The sequence below is a fragment of the Gordonia sp. VNK1 genome, assembly GCF_040049135.1.
Taxonomy (GTDB): Bacteria; Actinomycetota; Actinomycetes; order Mycobacteriales; family Mycobacteriaceae; genus Gordonia; species Gordonia oleivorans.
Genome location: NZ_JBDZDJ010000025.1, coordinates 36,760 through 58,084, shown reverse-complemented (window position 1 = coordinate 58,084; position 21,325 = coordinate 36,760). Strand labels below are relative to the sequence as shown.

General features: G+C 66.1%; 17 protein-coding genes and 1 pseudogene. 10 read left to right on the top strand and 8 right to left on the bottom strand.

Annotation, left to right across the window (positions count from 1 at the left end; all coding sequences use genetic code 11):
• Positions 1-12 precede the first annotated feature (12 nt).
• The gene (gene uvrA, locus ABLE94_RS22805) at positions 13-2,892 is read right to left on the bottom strand and encodes an excinuclease ABC subunit UvrA (protein WP_348807495.1); all 2,880 of its coding nucleotides are present in this window, start codon (positions 2,890-2,892) and stop codon (positions 13-15) included.
• Positions 2,893-3,110: 218 nt separating this feature from the next.
• On the opposite strand from uvrA, the gene ABLE94_RS22800 reads away from it, so the two are divergent.
• From ABLE94_RS22800 to ABLE94_RS22785, 4 genes are all read left to right on the top strand, one after another.
• Complete coding sequence (locus ABLE94_RS22800) at positions 3,111-3,797, top strand: MBL fold metallo-hydrolase (RefSeq protein WP_348807496.1); 687 nt, start codon at positions 3,111-3,113, stop codon at positions 3,795-3,797.
• A gap of 268 nt (positions 3,798-4,065) precedes the next feature.
• Positions 4,066-4,998 carry a DoxX family membrane protein gene (locus tag ABLE94_RS22795; protein ID WP_348809993.1) on the top strand — a complete coding sequence of 311 codons (933 nt, stop codon included), beginning with the start codon at positions 4,066-4,068 and terminating at the stop codon, positions 4,996-4,998.
• A gap of 242 nt (positions 4,999-5,240) precedes the next feature.
• Positions 5,241-5,705 carry a hypothetical protein gene (locus tag ABLE94_RS22790; RefSeq protein WP_348807498.1) on the top strand — a complete coding sequence of 155 codons (465 nt, stop codon included), beginning with the start codon at positions 5,241-5,243 and terminating at the stop codon, positions 5,703-5,705.
• Positions 5,702-7,999, top strand: coding sequence for a HelD family protein (locus ABLE94_RS22785; RefSeq protein ID WP_348807499.1), 2,298 nt, complete (start codon positions 5,702-5,704; stop codon positions 7,997-7,999). Before ABLE94_RS22790 ends, ABLE94_RS22785 begins: the two co-directional genes overlap by 4 nt.
• Before the next feature lie 29 nt (positions 8,000-8,028).
• Here ABLE94_RS22785 and ABLE94_RS22780 read toward each other — a convergent pair whose 3' ends face one another.
• Together ABLE94_RS22780 and uvrB are read right to left on the bottom strand one after the other, a co-directional pair.
• A complete protein-coding gene (locus tag ABLE94_RS22780; protein WP_348807500.1) occupies positions 8,029-8,472 on the bottom strand; it encodes a universal stress protein in 444 nt (147 codons plus the stop codon).
• A gap of 127 nt (positions 8,473-8,599) precedes the next feature.
• Positions 8,600-10,756 (bottom strand): excinuclease ABC subunit UvrB, encoded by a 2,157-nt coding sequence (uvrB, locus tag ABLE94_RS22775; RefSeq protein WP_348807501.1) that lies wholly within the window; start codon positions 10,754-10,756, stop codon positions 8,600-8,602.
• Between the two features lie 74 nt (positions 10,757-10,830).
• On the opposite strand from uvrB, the gene ABLE94_RS22770 reads away from it, so the two are divergent.
• Positions 10,831-11,367, top strand: coding sequence for a ribonuclease FAU-1 family protein (locus ABLE94_RS22770; RefSeq protein ID WP_348807502.1), 537 nt, complete (start codon positions 10,831-10,833; stop codon positions 11,365-11,367).
• Positions 11,364-11,852 (top strand): Rv1443c family protein, encoded by a 489-nt coding sequence (locus tag ABLE94_RS22765; protein WP_348807503.1) that lies wholly within the window; start codon positions 11,364-11,366, stop codon positions 11,850-11,852. The genes ABLE94_RS22770 and ABLE94_RS22765 overlap by 4 nt, the downstream gene beginning before the upstream one ends.
• A gap of 24 nt (positions 11,853-11,876) precedes the next feature.
• Here ABLE94_RS22765 and coaE read toward each other — a convergent pair whose 3' ends face one another.
• The gene (coaE, locus tag ABLE94_RS22760; protein WP_348807504.1) at positions 11,877-12,785 is read right to left on the bottom strand and encodes a dephospho-CoA kinase; all 909 of its coding nucleotides are present in this window, start codon (positions 12,783-12,785) and stop codon (positions 11,877-11,879) included.
• Positions 12,786-12,982: 197 nt separating this feature from the next.
• On the opposite strand from coaE, the gene ABLE94_RS22755 reads away from it, so the two are divergent.
• Positions 12,983-13,147 carry a hypothetical protein gene (locus ABLE94_RS22755; protein ID WP_348807505.1) on the top strand — a complete coding sequence of 55 codons (165 nt, stop codon included), beginning with the start codon at positions 12,983-12,985 and terminating at the stop codon, positions 13,145-13,147.
• 72 nt (positions 13,148-13,219) lie between these two features.
• Here the strand turns inward: ABLE94_RS22755 and aztD are convergent, their stop codons facing one another.
• Together aztD and rpsA are read right to left on the bottom strand one after the other, a co-directional pair.
• Positions 13,220-14,449 carry a zinc metallochaperone AztD gene (aztD, locus tag ABLE94_RS22750; protein ID WP_348809991.1) on the bottom strand — a complete coding sequence of 410 codons (1,230 nt, stop codon included), beginning with the start codon at positions 14,447-14,449 and terminating at the stop codon, positions 13,220-13,222.
• A 124-nt stretch (positions 14,450-14,573) separates the two neighbouring features.
• Complete coding sequence (rpsA, locus tag ABLE94_RS22745; RefSeq protein ID WP_348807507.1) at positions 14,574-16,049, bottom strand: 30S ribosomal protein S1; 1,476 nt, start codon at positions 16,047-16,049, stop codon at positions 14,574-14,576.
• Between the two features lie 201 nt (positions 16,050-16,250).
• Between rpsA and ABLE94_RS22740 the strand changes: the two genes are divergently transcribed.
• The 3 genes from ABLE94_RS22740 to ABLE94_RS22730 all read left to right on the top strand — a co-directional run bounded on the left by ABLE94_RS22740 (position 16,251) and on the right by ABLE94_RS22730 (position 18,879).
• Positions 16,251-16,811 carry a 2'-5' RNA ligase family protein gene (locus tag ABLE94_RS22740; RefSeq protein ID WP_348809990.1) on the top strand — a complete coding sequence of 187 codons (561 nt, stop codon included), beginning with the start codon at positions 16,251-16,253 and terminating at the stop codon, positions 16,809-16,811.
• Between the two features lie 79 nt (positions 16,812-16,890).
• Positions 16,891-18,000 carry a class I SAM-dependent methyltransferase gene (locus ABLE94_RS22735; protein ID WP_348809989.1) on the top strand — a complete coding sequence of 370 codons (1,110 nt, stop codon included), beginning with the start codon at positions 16,891-16,893 and terminating at the stop codon, positions 17,998-18,000.
• Positions 18,001-18,033: 33 nt separating this feature from the next.
• Positions 18,034-18,879, top strand: coding sequence for a class I SAM-dependent methyltransferase (locus ABLE94_RS22730; protein WP_348809988.1), 846 nt, complete (start codon positions 18,034-18,036; stop codon positions 18,877-18,879).
• Between the two features lie 13 nt (positions 18,880-18,892).
• Here the strand turns inward: ABLE94_RS22730 and ABLE94_RS22725 are convergent, their stop codons facing one another.
• Positions 18,893-20,251, bottom strand: a complete 1,359-nt coding sequence (locus ABLE94_RS22725) for a branched-chain amino acid ABC transporter substrate-binding protein (protein ID WP_348807511.1) — start codon at positions 20,249-20,251, stop codon at positions 18,893-18,895.
• 444 nt (positions 20,252-20,695) lie between these two features.
• Positions 20,696-21,226 (bottom strand): annotated as a pseudogene (locus ABLE94_RS26495) (serine/threonine-protein kinase); the annotation flags it as partial.
• Between the last annotated feature and the right edge of the window lie 99 nt (positions 21,227-21,325).

Below are 21,325 nucleotides of genomic sequence, written 5' to 3'. Positions count from 1 at the left end.
CTTGTGCGCCTGTCATCCCGCCGAGGCGACCCGCTCGTCGTCGAGGATCTCGGCAAGGAACTTGCCGGTGTGGCTCTCCGGGGTGTCCGCGATGTCCTCGGGCGTTCCCTCGGCGACCACCGTGCCACCACCGACGCCGCCTTCGGGACCCATGTCGATGACCCAGTCCGCGGTCTTGATGACGTCGAGGTTGTGCTCGATGACGATGACCGTGTTGCCCTTGTCGACGAGTCCGTTGATCACATCGAGAAGCTTCTTGATGTCCTCGAAATGCAGACCGGTCGTCGGCTCGTCAAGGATGTACACCGTCCGGCCAGAGGATCGTTTCTGCAGTTCGGCCGACAGTTTGACGCGCTGCGCCTCACCGCCGGACAACGTCGGCGCAGGCTGCCCGAGCCGGACATAACCGAGTCCGACGTCGACGAGTGTCCTGAGGTAGCGGTGAATCGAGGTGACGGGTTCGAAGAACTCGCAGGCCTCCTCGATTGGCATGTCGAGGACCTCGGAGATCGTCTTGCCCTTGTAGTGCACCTCGAGGGTTTCTCGGTTGTAGCGGGCACCGTGGCACACCTCGCACGGCACGTACACGTCCGGCAGGAAGTTCATCTCGATCTTGATGGTGCCCTCACCGGTGCACGCCTCACACCGACCGCCCTTGACGTTGAACGAGAATCGGCCGGGCTGGTAACCACGCACCTTGGCCTCGGTCGTGGCGGCGAACAGCGTGCGGATCTTGTCGAACACCCCGGTGTAGGTGGCCGGATTGGAACGCGGTGTCCGTCCGATCGGCGACTGGTCGACCTGGACCAGCTTGTCCAGATTCCCGAGCCCGTTCACCCGCGTGTGACGGCCCGGAACCTGACGTGCGCCGTTGAGCTTGTTGGCCAGCACCGTGGCGAGGATGTCGTTGACCAGCGTCGACTTGCCCGAGCCGGACACCCCGGTGACCGCGGTCAGCACACCGAGCGGGAATGACACGTCGATGCCGCGGAGGTTGTGCTCACGCGCACCGACAACGGTGAGCTGCCGATTCTTGGTGATCGGCCGTCGAATGGCCGGCACCGGCAGGGTGTCCCGCCCGGCCAGGTAGTTACCGGTCAGCGACTTGCGGTTCTTGAGCAGGTCCTTGTAACTGCCGGAGTGCACCACCTGACCGCCATGTTCACCGGCCCGTGGGCCGATGTCGACAATCCAGTCGGCCGAGCGGATCGTGTCCTCGTCGTGCTCGACGACGATGAGGGTGTTCCCCAGATCGCGCAGCCGGGTCAGGGTGTCGATGAGTCGGCGGTTGTCGCGCTGATGCAGACCGATCGACGGTTCGTCGAGCACGTAGAGGACGCCGGCAAGGCCGGAGCCGATCTGCGTGGCCAGCCGGATGCGTTGTGCCTCACCGCCCGACAGCGAGCCCGCGGCCCGGGCCAGCGACAGGTAGTCAAGTCCGACGTCGAGCAGGAAACGGATGCGGGCCTGCACCTCCTTCAGCACCCGGCCGGCGATCGCCTTCTGGCGTTCATCGAGGGCCAGACCGTCGAGGTACACCGCGCAGTCGGCCACCGACAGCGCGCACACCTGGGCGATCGACATCTCACCCGCGGTCGGGTGGTCGAGAGTCACCGAGAGGATCTCCGGGCGCAGTCGGGCTCCCTCGCAGACCGGACAGGGCACGTCCCGCATGTACCCCTCATAGCGTTCCTTCATCTGCTCGGACTCGGTCTGGTCCATCCGGCGGTTGAGGAAGGCCATCACGCCTTCGAACTCGGTGTAGTACGAGCGCGTCCGGCCGTAGCGGTTACGGAACTTCACGTGCACCTGATGGTCGCTGCCGTTGAGCAGCGCGTTGCGCGCCTTCGCGGGCAACTTCTTCCACGGCGTGTCCATGTCGAAGTTCATCTGATCGGCAAGACCACTGATCAGACGCACGAAGTAGTCGGCGTTGTGACCCGACGACCACGGGGCGATCGCACCGTCGGTCAGCGACAGGTCCGGATCGGGGACGACGAGATCCTCGTCGATCTCCTTGCGAATGCCGAGGCCATCGCATTCCGGGCAGGCGCCATAGGGCGAGTTGAAGGAGAACGACCGCGGCTCGAGGTCGTCGATGGCGATCGGGTGCCCGTTGGGGCACGCCATCCGCTCGGAGAACCGCCGTTCACGATGCGGGTCGTCCTCTTCCAGATCGACGAAGTCGAGCACGATGATCCCGTCGGCGAGCCGCAATGCGGTCTCCACCGAGTCCGTCAGTCGCTGCTTGGCACTCGGCTTGACCGCCAGGCGGTCGACGACCACCTCGATGTCGTGCTTCTCCTGCTTCTTCAGCTTCGGCGGATCGGACAGTTGATGCACCACGCCGTCCACACGCGCACGGGAGAAGCCCTGCGTTTGCAGTTCGGCGAACAGATCGACGAATTCCCCCTTGCGGGTGCGGACGACCGGCGCGAGCACCTGGAATCGGGTGCCCTCCGACATCTCGAGGACCTGATCGACGATCTGCTGCGGCGTCTGCTTGGCGATCTCGGCACCACACACCGGGCAGTGCGCCTTCCCTGCGCGCGCGTAGAGCAGACGCAGATAGTCGTACACCTCGGTGATGGTGCCGACCGTCGAGCGTGGGTTGCGGTTGGTGGACTTCTGATCGATCGACACCGCGGGTGAGAGTCCCTCGATGAAGTCGACGTCGGGCTTGTCCATCTGGCCCAGGAACTGGCGGGCGTAGGCCGAGAGCGACTCGACGTACCGACGCTGTCCCTCGGCGAAGATCGTGTCGAACGCGAGGGACGACTTCCCCGACCCGGACAGACCGGTGAAAACGATCAGACTGTCACGCGGGAGGTCCACGTCGACTCCGCGCAAATTGTGCTCACGCGCTCCGCGGACGATCAGGCGATCAACCACTACATTCCTATCTACGAACTCGGCTGTCGGGGCTTGCGGCACCCCGCGCGGATCACCGTAGCGAGGGCCACCGACAATCCGGTGAGAAACAAGCTTCTGCGGCGCCGAACCCATCAGCGCACCGGCATCCCACGATACGCGGCATCGTCGACCTGCTCCGATGTCGATCCCTGCGACGCCGCCGGATCACGCAGCCGTCGGGGCTACGCTTGGTTTTCATGTCCTCAGCCGAGATCACCATCACCGACAACTACACCGGCGACCTGTCCGAATCGGGTCCACAGCGACGAACCCTGTCCAACGCCACGATCGTCAAGGTGTCGGTCGGTCCGATGGACAACAACGCCTACATCGTCACCTCAACCGCCACCGGCGACCAGCTCATCATCGACGCCGCCAACGACGCCGACACCATCCTGGCGGTCCTCGCCCAGTTGGGTGGTACGCCGAAGCTCATCGTCACCACCCATCGACACTTCGACCACTGGCAGGCACTCGAACAGGTCGCCGCCGCCACCGGTGCACCGACCGCGGCCGGACGCTTCGATGCCGACGAGTTACCCATCACCCCCGATCTCCTCGTCGACGACGGCGACGTTCTCACGGTCGGCGACCTCACCTTCACCGCAATCCATCTGGTGGGTCATACCCCGGGCTCTATCGCGTTGGCACTCACCGATCCCGCCGATGGTGTCGTCCATCTCTTCACCGGCGACTCACTCTTTCCCGGTGGCGTCGGAAAAACTTGGGAGCCAGGTGATTTCGATCGCCTCATCGACGATGTCTCGACGAAGATCTTCGATCGTTTCCCCGACTCCACCGTGGTCTATCCGGGGCACGGCAAGGACACCACCCTGGGTACCGAACGCCCCGCGCTGCCGGAGTGGCGCGAGCGCGGCTGGTGAGACCCGGTTCCCCCAACAGGGGTGGAGCATCGGCACGGCACTCGCCCCCGGGCTCGAGCCGGCCCGGCCACCCGCGCGGACGGAACCGCTGACATGCTCGGCCGTCGGCGGCGCGGACGCGGCGGGGCGACCACACGAACCACCGGACCGCGCACCGACGGGTAGCCTCGATAAGGCGCCGGATCGACATCGTCCACTCCAACAGCCGGGTGTCCGAGTGCCGCGGTTCCGGTTCCACCAGCAGACCGAACGAAGGGCAGTATCACCGATGATTCTTCGCCGTATCGCACGTCCCATGCTCGCCACCGTCTTCTTCGCCTCGGGTATCGACGCCGTGCGCAAACCGGCCGGACGCGCCGAGATGGCCGGCGACTTCATCGAGAGTTCGCTCAACGCACTGCCGCCCAACGTCTCCGCCACTCTCCCCAGTGATCCGGCGACGCTCGTCCGGATCAACGGCGCCATCCAGGTGGGTGGCGCCGCACTGCTGGCCACCGGAAAGTTCCCTCGTGTGGCCGCCATCGCGCTCGCAGGTTCGCTGGTACCGACGACGTTCGCGGGTCACCCGTTCTGGCAGGAAACCGATCCCGCCAAGCGGGCCGCGCAACGCACCCAGTTCTTCAAGAACATCAGCCTGACCGGTGGCCTGCTGATCGCCGCCGCCGACACCGAGGGCAAGCCGTCGCTGGCCTGGCGCGGCAAGCGCAAGGCCAATGCGGCCGGCGCCGCCGTGAGCGCAGCTCTGCCGTTCGGCGCCAAAGCCGGTACCTCGGCCTGGGATTCGTTCGTCGAACGCACACACGACGGCGCCACCGCTCTCGGTGAGAAGTCCGAGGACGTGGCCGAGAAGGTGCGTGATCGCGCGCCGGAACTCGCCGAGGTCGCCCGCGAGCGATCGGTGGAGTTCGCCGACCTGCTCCGTGACCGCGCACCGGAGCTGGCCGAGCTGGCGCGCGAGCGATCGACCGAGTGGGCGGAGCTGATCAGCGAACGCGCACCCGAACTGGCCGAAGCCGCCCGCGACCGATCGACCGAGTGGGCCGAGCTCATCAGCGAACGCTCCGCCGAGGTTGCCGATCGGCTCGGCGAGAAGGCACCGGAGTTGGCCGAATCGGCGCGGTCCCTGGCCGCCACCGCTCAGGAGAAGGCTCAGGAGACGGCCGACGCCGGTCGTCGGCGCTGGCGGAAGGCCGCGTCCTGACGCTGCACGACACCCGGCCCGCCCCGGTCACCCCGTCCGACTTCGCCCCCCACCTGTATCCGTGGTGCGAGGACGGTGCCGTCTCCGGGGTCGGTGATCGTCGATCGCCGATCCCGGGGACAGCGATGGTCGTGGCCGTCGGGTCGAACGCGTCACCCGCAGTACTGTCCCGGAAGTTCGCTCGGGCCGGCCTCGACCCGACCGGTCTGAGTCGTCGCATTCTCCCGGTGCGGATCGAGGGAATGACGGTCTCTCATTCGGCGCATGTCGCCCGGGGCGGGTATATTCCCGCGACGCCCTATCGCAGTGCCGGCGGCGGCGTCGATACCTCGGCGGCCTGGCTGACCGCATCCGAACTGGCCGCCCTCGACCAGACCGAACCCAACTATCAACGAATGACAGTGAATTCCCACAGCTTTCCCCTCTACGTCGCGTCGGAACCGCTGACGCTTTCGTTCCACATCTACGTGTCCCGGCACGGCGTTCTCGGCTCCTCGCCCGACACCCCGATTCCGTTCGGGCCCCAGCGCAGCGTGCTGGCCTGGTTGTCCGACCGACTCGGTGCGCCATGGTTGGCCGGCCCTGCCGCCGACGTGTGCGACGTGCTCGGCAATCCGACGCGGGCAGCGAGTATCACGGACCAGATGCGCACGCGCGGACTCCGTTTCCCCGCGGGCGTGAGCGGCCACGGAGTGCCGTCGCGGTGAGTACGTCGTCTTCCATCCAGACCGGCGACGACGCGCACACCGTGGAGGAGCAGGCACATCTCGACCTCGTCTACGCCCGCCTCGACCGCATGCGGGCCAACACCGAGCGTCGCCTCTCGGCAACGTTGCGCGAGTCCGACGGCACACCGCAGGCTGCGTCCGAACGCGAATCCTACGAGCGCATGTACGTCGACGACCTGGCCAAATTCGATGCGGCCGAACACAATCTGTACTTCGGCAGATTGGATCTCGACGATGGGGAGACCCGCCGGATCGGTCGGATCGGCGTCCTCGACGACGACGCCGCCGACACCACCCTGCTGTTGGACTGGCGCGCCCCACTGTCCCGACCGTTCTATCTCGCGACACCCGCGGCACCCGAGGATGTGGCCCGCCGCAGGCACATTCGCACGCGCAATCGCCGGGTCCGCGCGGTCAACGACGAGGTGCTGACCGCAGGTGAGGCGATCGCCGACGACTTCGGACACGGCGATGTGGTCAACGAGTCGGCGCTCGTCGCAGCCATGAACACCGCCCGGACCGGCGAGATGACCGACATCGTGGAGACGATCCAACGTGAACAGGATCTGATCATCCGGTCCACGCATCGCGGCGTGACCGTGATCCAGGGCGGGCCGGGTACCGGCAAGACCGCCGTCGCGCTGCACCGAGCCGCCTACCTGCTCTACACCCACCGTGAGATCCTCTCCCGCAGCGGCATTCTCATCGTCGGCCCGAACAACGACTTCCTCGACTACATCGGACAGGTGCTGCCGTCGCTCGGTGAATCGGGTGTCCTGCTGGCCACCATCGGCGAGCTGTTCCCCGGCGTGCACGCCACCGCCGACGAACCCCGCACAACGCGTGAGGTCAAGGGCAGACTCGGCATGATCGACGTCCTGAAACGGGCGGTTCGAGCTCGGGAGTCGTTGCCCCGCACACCGATTCCCGTGTTCTTCGACGGCTATCGGATCGAGGTCGACGCCGACCTCATCAAGGCCGCACGCGGCAAGGCGAGGTCGTCGCGCCGCGCACACAATCAAGCGCAGTCGGTGTTCCTGCGCACCGCGCTCAACGGACTCGCCGAACGACATGCCCGGGCCATCGGTTCGAGTCTGCTCGACGGATCGCAACTCCTCAGCGCCGGCGACATCGCCGACATCCGCACCGACATGTCCCGAGATCCCGACATCCGCGCCGTGTTGCTCGAATTCTGGCCGACGCTGACGCCCCAGGATGTGCTGCGAGACCTGTTCGCCGACACGAATTCTCTGCGAAAGTGCACTCCGGGATGGTCGGACGCCGACCGCGCGACGCTGTATCGGGCGGCTGCCGCCGACGACTCGACGCTCACACCCGCCGACGTGCCGCTGCTCGACGAACTCGCCGAACTGATCGGCTACGGAACCGCGGAGGCCGAGGCGGAGGAGCGCGCCCACTGGCGTCGGCAACTCGCCGAGGCGCAGGACGCGCTCGACATCCTGACCGGTTCGGCCCCACAGGACCTCGAGGATGAACTCGATCCCGAGATCCTGATGGCCTACGACCTCATCGACGCCGAGCAGCTCGCCGCCCGTCAGACCCAGACCAACCGGGCGACCACCGCCGAACGCGCATACGGCGACCGCACCTGGACCTTCGGTCACGTGATCGTCGACGAGGCGCAGGAACTCTCGGCGATGGCGTGGCGAATGGTGATGCGCCGCATCCCGAATCGGTGGATGACCATCATCGGCGATACCGCCCAGACCGGCGATCTCGCCGGTACCACCTCGTGGGACGAGGTGTTGACACCCTATGTCGCAAAGCGTTGGCAGTTGCGCGAACTCACCGTCAACTACCGGACCCCGGCCGAGATCATGACCTATGCCGCCCGGGTACTGCGGCACGTGAACCCGGAGATGTCGGCGCCGACATCACTGCGCTCCAACGGAATTGCGCCGACCGCCGTGCCCATCGACGCCGATCATCTGGTCGCGGCCGTTGTGGCGACGGCCACGCGGGCCGACCTGACCGGCCTGACCGGCATCGTCGTACCCGATACCCTCAGCGTCGCTGTCGCCGACGCTCTCGCCGATCGTCCCGAGGCGGACAGGCCTCGAGTGCACACCGTCACCACCTGCAAAGGCCTCGAGTTCGACACCACCGTGGTCGTCGAGCCCGGCGAGCTGATCGCTCAGTCCCCCCGGGGGCACAGTGACCTCTATGTGGCGCTCACCCGCAGCACGCAACGGCTCATCGTGGTGCATGCCGGTGAGCTACCCGAGGAACTGTCGGATCTGCCCACCGAGTGAGTTCTCGGCGGGCAGATCGTCCGCGCGCCCTATGTGGTGTGAACGATCAGGACGTCGGAGGTGGACTTACGGGCGGCGTCGGCCGGGACCGATCCCAGCAGTCGACCGGCGATGGAGTTCAGTCCGCGGTTCCCGACCACCAGTAGATCGGCCTGGACATCGGTGACCAGCTGAAGCAATGCGTCTACCGGTGCTCCCTTGACCGCACGCTGGATGACCTGCGTGGCACCGGCAGAGGTGGCGCGCTCCTTGGCGCGGCGCAAGATCTCCTCGGTCGGCGACGATCCGGTCACCTGGTACGCCTCATCCTTGAGGACGTCGGCGACTTCACCCGCGGACCGCTCGTTCGGGAAATACGCGCATGCGATCACCAGCTTGGCGTTCGCACCTGCAATGGCCCCCGCACGATCGACCGCGGCCATCGACGACTCAGAGCCATCGGTTCCGACGACAACCGTGGTATACGCGCTCATCCCTACCTCCACCTCGTGTTCGGCACCGCCCGTATGGGCGAGCACATGCATCCCCCACACTCTAGGGAGCCCTGGATCAGCAGGCTAGTGTGACGCCCGGTGTTTTGTCCCGCGATCGCGGCAGCAGTCACGAGATCCCGGCCGCATCCATTCCGCGGAGCTCCTTTTTCAGGTCCGCGATCTCGTCGCGCAGTCGACCCGCGAGCTCGAACTGCAAATCGCGGGCGGCGGACATCATCTGCTCGGTCAGCTGCGCCACCAGATCGGCCAGTTCGGCACGTGGCATCGACGAGACGTCGCGCTTCTCGATCACCCCGGCGCTCGCCGCCTTGGACACCTCACCCTGGGCACGTCGTCCGCGGCTGGCACTGCGCCCCGATCCGACCACGCCCGCCGAGGTGTCCTCGGCCTCCCGGTACACCTGATCGAGGATGTCGGCGATCTTCTTGCGCAACGGTTTCGGATCGATTCCGTGCTCGGTGTTGTAGGCGACCTGCTTTTCGCGGCGACGTTCGGTCTCGTCGATGGCATTGCGCATCGAGTCGGTGATCTTGTCGGCGTACATGTGCACCTCACCGGACACATTGCGCGCGGCGCGGCCGATGGTCTGGATCAGCGACGTCGTCGACCGCAGGAAGCCTTCCTTGTCCGCGTCGAGGATCGCCACCAGCGACACCTCGGGCAGATCGAGCCCCTCTCGCAGCAGATTGATACCGACGAGCACGTCGAAATCACCGGATCGTAGCTGCCGAAGCAATTCGACACGCCGCAATGTGTCGACCTCGGAGTGCAGGTATCGAACGCGGATGCCGAGTTCGAGGAGGTAATCGGTGAGATCCTCGGCCATCTTCTTGGTCAGGGTGGTCACCAGTACCCGCTCGTCGCGTTCGGTCCGTTCGCGGATCTCGTGGACGAGGTCGTCGATCTGCCCCTTGGTGGGTTTCACGACGATCTCCGGATCGACCAGGCCGGTCGGGCGGATCACCTGCTCGACGAACTCGCCGTTGGACTGCCCGAGTTCGTACGGTCCGGGCGTCGCCGACAGGTAGACGGTTTGACCGATACGGTCGACGAACTCATCCCAGGTGAGCGGGCGGTTGTCGACCGCCGACGGCAGCCGGAAGCCGTATTCGACGAGGTTGCGTTTGCGCGACATGTCGCCCTCGTACATACCGCCGATCTGCGGGACGGTCACGTGCGACTCGTCGATGACCAGCAGGAAGTCCTCCGGGAAGTAGTCGATCAGCGTCGCCGGCGCGCTGCCGGCCGGTCGGCCGTCGATGTGGCGCGAGTAGTTCTCGATCCCCGAGCAGAAACCGACCTGACGCATCATCTCCAGGTCGTAGGTGGTGCGCATACGCAGCCGTTGCGCCTCGAGCAGCTTGCCCTTGCCCTCCAGGTCGGACAGGCGTGACTCGAGTTCCTCTTCGATACTCGTCATCGCCTTCTCCATCCGGTCCGGGCCGGCGACGTAGTGCGTCGCGGGAAAGATCCGCAGCGAATCAACCTGTCGCACAACGTCTCCGGTCAACGGATGCAGGTAGTACAGCGCCTCGACCTCGTCGCCGAAGAACTCGATGCGCACGGCGAGCTCCTCGTAGGAGGGAATGATTTCGACCGTGTCACCGCGGACGCGGAAGGTGCCGCGACTGAAGGCGACGTCGTTGCGGGCGTACTGCACGTCGACGAGCAGCCGCAGCAGTGCGTCGCGGTCGACCTCGTCGCCGACGTTCACCTCGACGGAACGGTCGAGGTAGGACTGCGGGGTGCCCAGACCGTAGATGCACGACACCGATGCGACCACGACGACGTCCCGCCGGGACAGCAGATTGGACGTCGCCGAGTGACGAAGCCGCTCCACGTCGTCGTTGATCGACGAGTCCTTCTCGATGTAGGTGTCGGTCTGCGCGATGTATGCCTCGGGTTGGTAGTAGTCGTAGTACGAGACGAAATACTCGACCGCGTTGTTCGGTAGCATCTCCCGCAGTTCGTTGGCCAGTTGCGCGGCGAGGGTCTTGTTGGGCGCCATCACCAGGGTGGGTCGCTGCACCCGCTCGATGAGCCACGCCGTGGTCGCCGATTTGCCGGTTCCGGTGGCGCCGAGCAGGACGATGTCCTTCTCCCCTGCCGTGATGCGTTTCTCCAGGTCATCGATGGCCGCTGGCTGGTCACCCGCAGGCTCGTACTCACTGACCACCGTGAAGTGGCCCTCGGTCCGCTCGACCTCACCGATCGGGCGGTACTCCGAGTGCGCGATCACCGGACGTTCTGCTGCAAAGGCCATGACACCAGGGTAAACGCGACCTATGACATCGATGTTCCGCGCTGTCGGCGCAGGCGGGCCGTAAGGTCTCAGACATGCCCACAGAGGTCGACGTGCACCCACCGAAACGCGAGATCTTCGATGTCGCAGCGATGACGAACACCGACAACAAGGGGTTCGTCCGACGGGTCGACGCGTACCGGCCCACCGACGTGGGTCTGTACATGGCCCGTCCCACCCCCGGCCATCCCCGATTCTCCTACCTCGAATCCTGGCTGCTTCCGACTCTGGGCCTGCGCGCAAACATCTTCCATTTCGACGAGGGGTTTCGTGATGGCCAACGCCTCTACCTCGACGTCGGCCGGTTCGGCGGCCCGGACGACGCCGGTTGCTGGCACGCCGAGGACTGGTATCTCGATCTCGTCGACGTGCCGGGCACACCGTTGCACCTCGTCGACGTCGACGAGGTGTTCGCCGCGCACGACGCCGGATTGCTCCCACTCGCCGATGCCGTTACCGCGGTCGACATTGCGACGCGCGCACTGGTGGGCGCCGCCGACCACGGACACGACGTCCAGGCGTGGCTCGACGATGTGACCGGGACGCGGATGACGTGGCGGGATCGGCCATGACGGCGCCACAGCGGGTGACCCGACGCACGGTGATCGCCGCTGCGCCCGACCGCGTGTGGGAACGTGTCGCGAGTATGGACGGCATCAACGCCGAACTGATGCCCTACCTGCGGATGGTCCTGCCGCGGCGGCACCGCGGGAAGACGATCGCCGACGTCGAACCCGGTGTGCGGATCGGAAAGGTCTGGCTTCTCTACGGTGGTTTCTTACCCCTGGACTACGACGACCTGACCATCGCCGAACTCCGGCCGGGGATCGGATTTCGGGAACGCTCATCGATGCTCACGATGACGTCGTGGCGGCACGATCGCACACTCACGCCGATCTCACCGTCCTCTCCCGACTCACCGGAGGCCACGGAGGTACTCGACGAGGTCGCGTTTCTTCCGCGCCTGCCACTGCGTCCGCTGTCGCCGGTGTTGCGGTGGTTCGTCGGCCATCTGTTCCGGCACCGGCACGCGCGTCTGTCCGCACACTTCGCCTGACGCGTTCGGCGACCTCGGGATCCGCTATCCCTCGGCGACCAGCACCCGTGCGGGCCTGCCGGGGTCCGACGACGCATATGTATCCGGTGCGGTGCGGGCAAATCCCCCCGGCGGGAGGAGGGACTCGAGTTCCGCCGCCGCCGCGGCGTCACGTGCGGAGATGGTGAGTTCCGTGGGTGCATCGTCGGTTGCCGGGGCGCTCACCACGACGGCCGTCGCCTTGTCCCCACAGATCGCCCACAACCGGTTGGTGATGCGAGCGCCGAGCGAATCGGGATTCGGTTCGGCCGCAATCAGTCTCGGATCCGGCTCGGCAGCACGCCGGTGGCGCACATTGGCCTCGAACGGAACCAGACGCTGATCCCACAACGCCGCCGACGCGCCCGCCAGGTCGCCGGGGGTGCCGGAGTTGTCCAACCAGACATCGGCCACCGCGCGACGCTGCTCGTCGGTTGCCTGCGCGGCGATGCGTGCGCGGGCATCGGCCTCGGGAAGGCCTCGCTGGGTGGTCAGCCGGTGAATCCGCAGCTCTTCGTCGGCGCCGACGATGATGACCAGATGAAAGAACGGCGCCCCATGGTTCTCCACCAGTAGCGGGATGTCCTGGATGACGATGGCGTCGTCGGGGGCGGCCTCGAGCAGTTCCTGGGTGCGCGCCCCGATGAGCGGGTGCGTGATGGAGTTGAGCGTGGTGCGGCTCTCATCGTCGACGAATGCCTTGGCCGCCAACGCGGCTCGGTCAAGGGTGCCGTCGTCGGCGAGAATGCCCTCGCCGAACGCCTCGACGAGGGCCGCGAGGCCGGGAGTCCCCGGCTCGACGACCTCTCGGGCGATCTTGTCCGCGTCGATGTGGTAGCCACCCCGCTCGATCAGGGTGGTGGCGACGGTCGATTTGCCGGCGCCGATGCCGCCGGTCAGCCCTACTCGGATCACGACTCCCAGTGTGGCAAACGGCCACGAAGTACCGGTCACGCGACCCGCGGGTGAAGATCGTCACACGTTGAGACATACTCGGACCAGCGTCTCTTCGAGGGGGTGCCACGACACGGGGCCGACGGGCGAAGGAGGAGCGAGACCATGTCGTGCTGCATCGTGGTTGCCGTACTGCTCGGCGTCGCGTCCCTCGGTTCATGCCACATGAACCGAGGGACGCGACGACGGCGGTTCGCACCGACGGCATCGCGGAGCGGACCCGACGACTATCGATCCCGATGTCCTCGCGCGCGGACGCCACGGCATTGCTCGATGTGGATCTGCGGAACCTCACCGACGTGCACGTCCGCCCGGTCATGTGACCGACCGCCTCCGGAACCCGGCGCCACTCTCGGCTCCACCCGGCCGTGAGAATCGCGATCCGTCCTGCCGCCTCAGCCGGTGACGCCGGTCAACTCGATGGTCGTCTGCGGCAACTGTGCCTGATCCTTCCGCTTCCCGTCGGCGAGATCGAACGCGGTGATCGTCTTCGCGCTCGGGTCGCTGACATACGCCACCCCGTTCTGCACAACCATATTCGGCATCGGTGACTGCCATTCATCGGGTTCAGTCCATGCACCGATCGCCGGAACGGACCTGATCTCGGCACCGGTGTTCACGTCGAAGACGTGGATCGCGCCGTCGGTGCCGAGGAGAACCGCCTCTCCGTTGGGGCCCCGTTCCAGCGACCGGAAGCTATAGCTGGTGCTGATCGGCACGATCCGGATCGTGCCGTTGCGGGTGTCGGTCAGCGAGAACTGTTGTGGGCGCTCGAGTTCGGCGTCTTGCTCCTTCTTGTAGTCGCCGAACGAGATCGGCGACGATTCGTCACCGGCCTGGTTGCCGATGCGGCCGTACCCATCGGGGCTCTGTACCTTCTGAATCTCGTTGCCGCGCACGATCAGGATGCCGTCCTCGCAGCCGAAGGTCAGTACTCCGTCGGCGGCTCCGGATTCGCCGTGGATGCCGGGGCATTGGTCGTTACGGGCGATCTCCCGACGATCACCATCCAGAATGGCGATCCCGCTGCGCTCGTCCTCGTTGCCGACCGACACGACGAGCGTGTCGTCTGCACGCGCCACCGCAACACCGTGGTGGGGTTCGGGCACGGTATGGCTCGTCGATTCGGCTCTCCCCTCGGCGAGCGCATCGGGATCGACGATGTCGACTTCGCCGGTGCCGTCGGAGAACAACGTGATTCGCCCGGCGTGCGGCACCACGTGGCCTGGCTTTGTGCCGCCGAATCGCATGTCCGTCATGACCGGCGTTGCTGTGTAGGAGTGTCCGTGGTCGCCATGGGATTCCGTCCAGGTACCCATGTCCAGCACCTGGAATCCGTCGCTCGTGGACACGAACACGTTGCGGCCGTTGCCGGCCGAGTTGAGTCGGGTGAAGCCCTCGACCGGGATGTCGGCGACCTGGTCGAGCGAGTTCGCGTCGAGGATCAACACACCCCCGTCATACGACAGCGCGAGTCGCGGTGTCGCACTTTCCTGTTCAGTGGCCACTGGCGCCGCGGACGAGGCACCCCCGGAGGAGGAGTCCGTTCCGCAGGCGGCCAGCGCGAACGAGGCGACCGATGCCAGGGCGATGATCTTGGTCGGATTTGTCAGTTTTGCATACACAACGGACAGTCAACCCGTTAATGAAAATTATGGTCAAAAGACAATGTGTCCGATGTCCCGGGAAGACAGAACTCCCCGGCCCATACCGGGCCGGGGAGTTCAGTTGACTTACGTCAGGGCACGATCAGGCGTTGCCCGACAGCTTCTCGCGAAGCGCGGCGAGCTGCTCGTCGCTGGCCAGTGAACCACCGGCCGACGACGAGGACGAGGACGACGACGAGGTCGACGCGCTACGGCTCTCCGATGCCGACGAGTAGTCCGACGGGGCCTTCTCGGCCTCGGCCGCAGCAGCGGCGAACTTCTCGATCTGGGCGGTGTGCATCTTGTGGCGACGCTCGGCCTCGGCGTACCGGGCCTCCCATGCCTCACGCTGCTTCTCGAAGCCTTCGAGCCATTCGTTGGTCTCGGCGTCGAAGCCCTCGGGGAAGATGTAGTTGCCCTGCTCGTCGTAGCTGTCGGCCATGCCGTACTTCGACGGGTCGAACTCCTCGGTGTAATCCTCGTTGGCCTGCTTGAGGCTCAGCGAGATCCGGCGACGCTCGAGGTCGATGTCGATGACCTTGACCATCGCGTCGTCGCCGACGGCGACAACCTGGTCCGGGACCTCGACGTGGCGCTCGGCCAGCTCGGAGATGTGCACCAGGCCCTCGATGCCCTCGTCGACGCGGACGAATGCACCGAACGGCACCAGCTTGGTGACCTTGCCCGGAACGATCTGACCGATCGCGTGGGTACGGGCGAACTGACGCCACGGATCTTCCTGAGTCGCCTTGAGCGACAACGAGACCCGCTCACGGTCGAGATCGACGTCGAGAACCTCGACGGTGACCTCGTCACCGACGGTGACAACCTCGGACGGATGATCGATGTGCTTCCAGGACAGCTCGGAGACGTGCACCAGACCGTCGACGCCGCCGAGATCGACGAACGCACCGAAGTTGACGATCGAGGACACGACGCCCTTGCGGACCTGGCCCTTCTGCAGCTGGTGCAGGAACTCGCTGCGAACCTCGGACTGGGTCTGCTCGAGCCACGCACGACGCGAGAGCACCACGTTGTTGCGGTTCTTGTCGAGCTCGATGATCTTGGCCTCGATCTCCTTGCCGATGTACGGCTGCAGATCGCGCACGCGACGCATCTCCACCAGCGATGCCGGGAGGAAGCCACGTAGGCCGATGTCGAGGATCAGGCCGCCCTTGACGACCTCGATGACGGTGCCCTTGACGGCCTCGTCCTTCTCCTTGAGCTCCTCGATCGTGCCCCAGGCGCGCTCGTACTGTGCGCGCTTCTTGGACAGGATCAGCCGACCCTCTTTGTCTTCCTTGGTCAGAACCAGGGCCTCGACCTCGTCGCCGACGTTGACGACCTCATTGGGGTCGACGTCGTGCTTGATCGAGAGTTCGCGTGAGGGGATCACGCCTTCGGTCTTGTAACCGATGTCGAGCAGAACCTCGTCGCGGTCGACCTTGACGATGGTGCCTTCGACGATGTCGCCATCGTTGAAGTACTTGATCGTGGAGTCGATGGCGGCGAGAAAGTCCTCAGCCGAGCCGATGTCGTTGACGGCTACTTGCGGCGAGGTGATGGTGGAGGACGGCATATTGGTGAGTTGCTCCGGACAGGTATGTAGTAGGTACAGTTTGTCGTGCTGGGGGGCGTGCCCTGTCTGAGGGCACACGCAACCGCGCGAGATTCAGCACACGCGCGTCGATCAGGGTACTCCAGGGGCGTTGTGCTGGGCAAATGCCCTCCGCGACGCCGACGGTCACCGAAGACCTCGGACACGACGAGAGGTGCAACGGTGGCGCACTCGGTGGAATTCCTCCTCGACGACGTCTCTGACCAGCGGATCCGGCACCAATGGGCCGACCTGGCCGACGCCGGACTACCCAATCAGGCCTCGATCCGGTCGTCGACCAATCGCCCGCACATCACCGCCATCGCCGCCGGTCACATCGCGTCCGGCATCGACCCGGCCCTGTCCACGGTGGCGATGCGACTGCCGTTTCCGGTGTCGCTCGGCGGCATCGTGGTCTTCGGCGACGGGCACCGACGCGTCATCGCCCGCCTGGTGGTGCCGACGACGGAACTGCTGTCGGCGCACTCGGCGATCGTTCGGCTCGGTGCCGAGTACGCGACGTCGGACGGGCATGAGTCTGCTCTGTTCGAGCATTGCCGGCCGGGCCGCTGGACGCCGCACGTGACACTGGCCCGTCGCGTCGAGGTGGACGCGGTACCGGAGGTCCTGCGTGTTCTCGGCGCGGCCGCGGCGCCGCCGGACGCACCGGCCACGATCACCGCGCTGCGCCGCTGGGATCCCGACACGGTCTCCGAGCACATCGTCGGCGGTCGGGCCTGCTGAGTCGATCTGCTCCTGCTGAGTCGTATATCGATCGGACAAAACGGTCGACTATCGGTGGCGGCAAGCGGACTCTGGGACCATGACCGACCCCAGTCCCCTCGATGCGCCCACCGCTGACAACCTCGCGATGGCCGACGCCGACTCCGTCGCCGAACGACTCTTCGCCGATGCCCTGCACGTCTCGGAGTTCATGAGCGTGTACATCGGGGAACGGATGGGCTGGTACGCCGAGCTTGCCTACCACGGCCCGACGACCTCGGACGATCTGGCACGACGTACCGGCACTGATCCGCGTTACGCCCGCGAGTGGCTGGAGATGCAGGCCGCCTACGCGCTGGTGAGCGTCGGCCTCGAGACCACGCCGCCGCGATTCGCCCTGTCACCGGGCGCTGCGGAGGTCCTGCTCGACCGACACAGTCTCGCCTATCTCGGGGAACTGCCCCGGATCTTCGCTGCCGCCTTCGGCCGCCTCCCCGAACTCCTCGACGCCTACCGCGGCGGTGGCGGCGTCAGCTGGCATCGGTTCGGCGTCGACGCACGGGAGTGCCAGTCGGCGCTGAACCGTCCCTGGTTCGAGCGCGCGCTGGCGCCGGCGTTGGCGTCGGTCCCCGAGGTGGACCGGCGGCTGCGCCGCCCGGGTGCCCGCGTCGCCGACATCGGATGCGGTTTCGGGTGGTCGACGATCGCGCTGGCGACCGCCTACCCGGAGGCCACCCTCGTCGGCCTCGACATCGACGAGAAATCGGTGGACGCGGCCCGCGGCAATGCCGACGAGGCCGGTGTGGCCGCACGGGTTCGCTTCGAACTCGCCGACGCCGCGACCCTCGCCGACGCCGAGCCGTTCGATCTGGCGTTTGCCTTCGAGTGCGTCCACGACATGCCGCGTCCGGTGGATGTCCTCCGCGCGGTGCGCGAGGCACTCGCGCCCGGCGGTTCGATGATCGTCATGGACGAGGCCGTCTCCCCCGCGTTCGCCGGGCCGGCCTCCGAGGTCGACCGCCTGATGTACGGCTTCTCGCTGTTCATCTGCCTGCCGGACGGCATGTCGTCGACGCCGTCGGCGGCCACCGGCACGGTGATGCGACCCGAGACGCTGCGCACCTACGCGGTGGAGGCCGGATTCGGCGACATGGCAGTCCTGCCGATCGATGACTTCTCGTTGTTCCGCTTCTACGAGTTGATTGCATAACCGTCCGGGACGGGCCCGCTCTACACTCGCTGCGTGAACTCTCCTGATCCGTCGACGCCCGATTCACCGCACCAACCGCGGGTCCTCGGCGACATCGGTTCGGCGGTCAGCGAGCGGGCCAACCGCTCGTGGTGGGATCTGGAAAGCCGTGAGTATCACCGCGAGCACGGGGATTTCCTCGGTGCCGACGTGGCCGGCGGCGACTTCGTGTGGTGTCCGGAGAATCTGCACGAGGCCGATGCGCACCTTCTCGGCGACGTTCGGGGACGCACCGTCCTGGAGGTGGGATGCGGTTCGGCGCCGTGCTCGCGATGGCTCGCCACCCAGGGCGCAGACGTCGTGGCCACCGATCTGTCCCGCGGCATGCTCGGCTACGGCATCGCCGCGATGGAACTATTCGGCGAGCAACGGGTGCCGCTGGTTCAGGCCAACGCCGAATCGCTGCCCTTTGCCGACACCTCGTTCGACATCGCCTTCTCCTCGTTCGGGGCCGTCCCCTTCGTCGCCGACTCCGCGACCGTGATGGCCGAGGTCGCCCGCATCCTCATTCCCGGTGGGCGGTGGGTCTTTTCGATCAATCACCCGATGCGCTGGATGTTCCCCGACGACCCCGGCCCGGACGGTCTGACCGTGGCCATCCCCTACTTCAACCGGACGCCGTACTCGGAGGTCGACGCAGACGGCACGATCACCTATGTCGAGCATCATCGGACGATCGGTGATCGAGTCCGCGAGATCCGTTCGGCTGGAATGATTCTCGACGACATCGTGGAACCCGAGTGGCCCGACGACCTGGAACGCGAATGGGGACAGTGGAGTCCGTTGCGCGGCAGCTACTTTCCGGGTACAGCGATCTTCTGCTGCACGAAGCCCGACTGATCCCGGTCACACCTCACCTGATCTGGTAAATCCACGCGGTGGGCTGCGATAACGCACCGGTGCCCAACCATTCGTAATCGCGGGCCATCCCGGCGCCGTGAAAGTTGCGCAGAAAGTTCACCATCCTCGCGCGGTCACGAACCCCGGAATCGATCGCCTTGAGCATGATGGCCGTCAGATCGTAGCTCTCGGCGGCGAAGAAGTGCGGTTCCCGCCCATATCGCTCCCGGTAGTCACTGACGAATGCGGGTGCGGCCGGGCCACATTCACAGGTGAGGCGTACCCCCGATCCCTGCGGTCCGGTGATGGCGAAGAACGATCGGTTCACCACTCCGTCGCCGCCGGCGTAGATCGGCGCCGCCAGGCCCGCGGAGCGTAGTTGATCGACGAATGGCGCCGCCTCGTCGGTCACTCCGAGGTAGAAGACGGCGTCTGGTGCCTGACTCTTGACCTGCTGCACCTGCTGTGGAAACTGTTCACTACCCACCGGCACGGTGATCACACAGGAGTTGTCGGCCGCGGCACCGAGGTTCGATGCGAACATCCGCGCCGCGGCGGCGGTGTACGCGTCGTCGTCACTGACCACACATACGCGGCGGTACCCCTCGCCCCGGAGATAGAGGGCGATTGCCCGGTTGAGGACCCCCTCGTACGCGGCGCCCATGAAGAAGTTGCCCCAGTTCTGCTCGAGGAGCACGCTTCTCGTTGCCGACGGGCTCGCAAATGCAAGCCCCACCGGCGCAAGTACAGGGCCCGTCGCCGCAGACTCTGCAGATGACCACGGGCCGATCAGGCCGATGATCGACGGATCGGCGGCGGCGGTCTGAGCCACCCGGGCAGCGGTGTCGGCCGATGCCTGCGTGTCGAACTGGGCGATGCCCACCTGGCATTCGGGGTTCGCCGAGTTATGCGCATCGATCGCCATCCGAACACTGTTCGGCAGGGTACTGGCGGTTTCGGCGCGGGCCCCGCTCAACGGCGCCATGAGCGCCAGTTTCGTCGATGAGCCGCAGACCGCCTTCCCATCGCCCGCCGGGTCCAGCGTGGAGTCAGAGGCGTTGTGCGCCACCGGCACCCCGTCCAACGACACCTGGATGATCTCGGACACACGTGTTGGTTCGACGGGTGCGGCATTCGCGCCGGCGATCGAGTCAGCGGACGACTCGCCGTCGGGCCACAGGACCAGCCCCGCCACCACCGCAGCGACCACGAGAAGGACCAGTACCGGGACGCCGATCATCATGACTCGCCGACGCCTCGCCCGACGTGCGTCGGTGGGGCGACCCGATTCGCCGGACACCGCTCCGCTCGCCGGATTCGGCGGCCCGAACGGGGAATTGGCGAACGGGGAATTGCCCCTCGGGTCGATCATTCCAGGATTCGAGAGTGGTGACATGCCAGGGTTCGAGATCGGCGGCATGCCAGGGTTCGAGATCGGCGGCGCCACCCGGGGAGCGGTTACGGGGCGACTACTCGGAGCGGGCCGCGAGACAATCTGAGTTGCCGACGTCGCTTCTGAGGCCATCGGCGCAACCGCGGCGACTCCGATCTGCCGTACGACCGTCGTCGCGTCACGGACGCTCGGGTTCAGTCGGGCGAGGCCGGTTCGGATGTCGTCGGCGAATTCACCACATGACGCGTAGCGGTCTGGCGGCCGCTTCGCCATCGCCCTGGCCAATGCAGCGTCGAGAGGCGCAAAATCGGCAATCACATCGCTCAATCGCGGCGGCGGCGAGTTCCAGTGCGCAGCCATGATGGCCCCGGGATGTTCCCCGGCAAATGGGGGGTGTCCGGCCAAGAGCTCGAAAACCGTGCATCCCAACGCGTATTGATCAGAGCGGCCGGAGGCTGAACTCCCGTCGAGGATTTCCGGTGCGGCGTAGTGCAGGGTGCCGATAAAGGCGGCTGTCGCTGTCAAGTGGGCGCTGGAGGTGATGAGGCGGGCGATACCGAAATCGAGCAGCGTCACCTGCTCGATCGCGGTGCCCGGACCGTCGCGGGTGATCATGATGTTGCCCGGCTTGACGTCGCGGTGAACGACATCTCGCTGGTGCGCGTAGTCCAACGCCGACGCGGTGGCCGTGACTATCGTGCCGATGTCGCCTGGACGCAGCGGCTGATGACGTGAAAGATCCTCCCCTGCAATATATTCCATGGTGAACCAGGGAACCTGGTCGGTAACCCCGTAGTGATAGATGGTGACGATGCTGGGATGTTTGAGAGATGCTGCCGTTTGCGCCTCGCGGGTGAACCGCTGCTGGAAAGACTCATCGCCACGCGCAGATATGAGTTTCAGTGCCTCCAACCGGCCCAGGTGGGGATGTTCGACAAGGTAGACGTCCCCCATCCCGCCCGACCCCAGCGCACGCACGACCCGATAGCCTGCGAATTCAGCACCCGTTTCGAGTGGCATGATCTACCTCCGTGTGGACGCGCCAGGCGCAGA

Bases quoted from the DNA above. Each gene is read 5' to 3' on its own strand.
- rpsA (WP_348807507.1), bottom strand. From the start codon at position 16,049: ATGCCGTCCTCCACCATCACCTCGCCGCAAGTAGCCGTCAACGACATC.
- ABLE94_RS22795 (WP_348809993.1), top strand. From the start codon at position 4,066: ATGATTCTTCGCCGTATCGCACGTCCCATGCTCGCCACCGTCTTCTTC.
- ABLE94_RS22790 (WP_348807498.1), top strand. From the start codon at position 5,241: ATGACGGTCTCTCATTCGGCGCATGTCGCCCGGGGCGGGTATATTCCC.
- ABLE94_RS22800 (WP_348807496.1), top strand. From the start codon at position 3,111: ATGTCCTCAGCCGAGATCACCATCACCGACAACTACACCGGCGACCTG.
- ABLE94_RS22725 (WP_348807511.1), bottom strand. From the start codon at position 20,251: ATGATCGACCCGAGGGGCAATTCCCCGTTCGCCAATTCCCCGTTCGGG.
- ABLE94_RS22770 (WP_348807502.1), top strand. From the start codon at position 10,831: ATGCCCACAGAGGTCGACGTGCACCCACCGAAACGCGAGATCTTCGAT.
- ABLE94_RS22765 (WP_348807503.1), top strand. From the start codon at position 11,364: ATGACGGCGCCACAGCGGGTGACCCGACGCACGGTGATCGCCGCTGCG.
- ABLE94_RS22780 (WP_348807500.1), bottom strand. From the start codon at position 8,472: ATGAGCGCGTATACCACGGTTGTCGTCGGAACCGATGGCTCTGAGTCG.
- ABLE94_RS22755 (WP_348807505.1), top strand. From the start codon at position 12,983: ATGCCACATGAACCGAGGGACGCGACGACGGCGGTTCGCACCGACGGC.
- ABLE94_RS22735 (WP_348809989.1), top strand. From the start codon at position 16,891: ATGACCGACCCCAGTCCCCTCGATGCGCCCACCGCTGACAACCTCGCG.
- uvrB (WP_348807501.1), bottom strand. From the start codon at position 10,756: ATGGCCTTTGCAGCAGAACGTCCGGTGATCGCGCACTCGGAGTACCGC.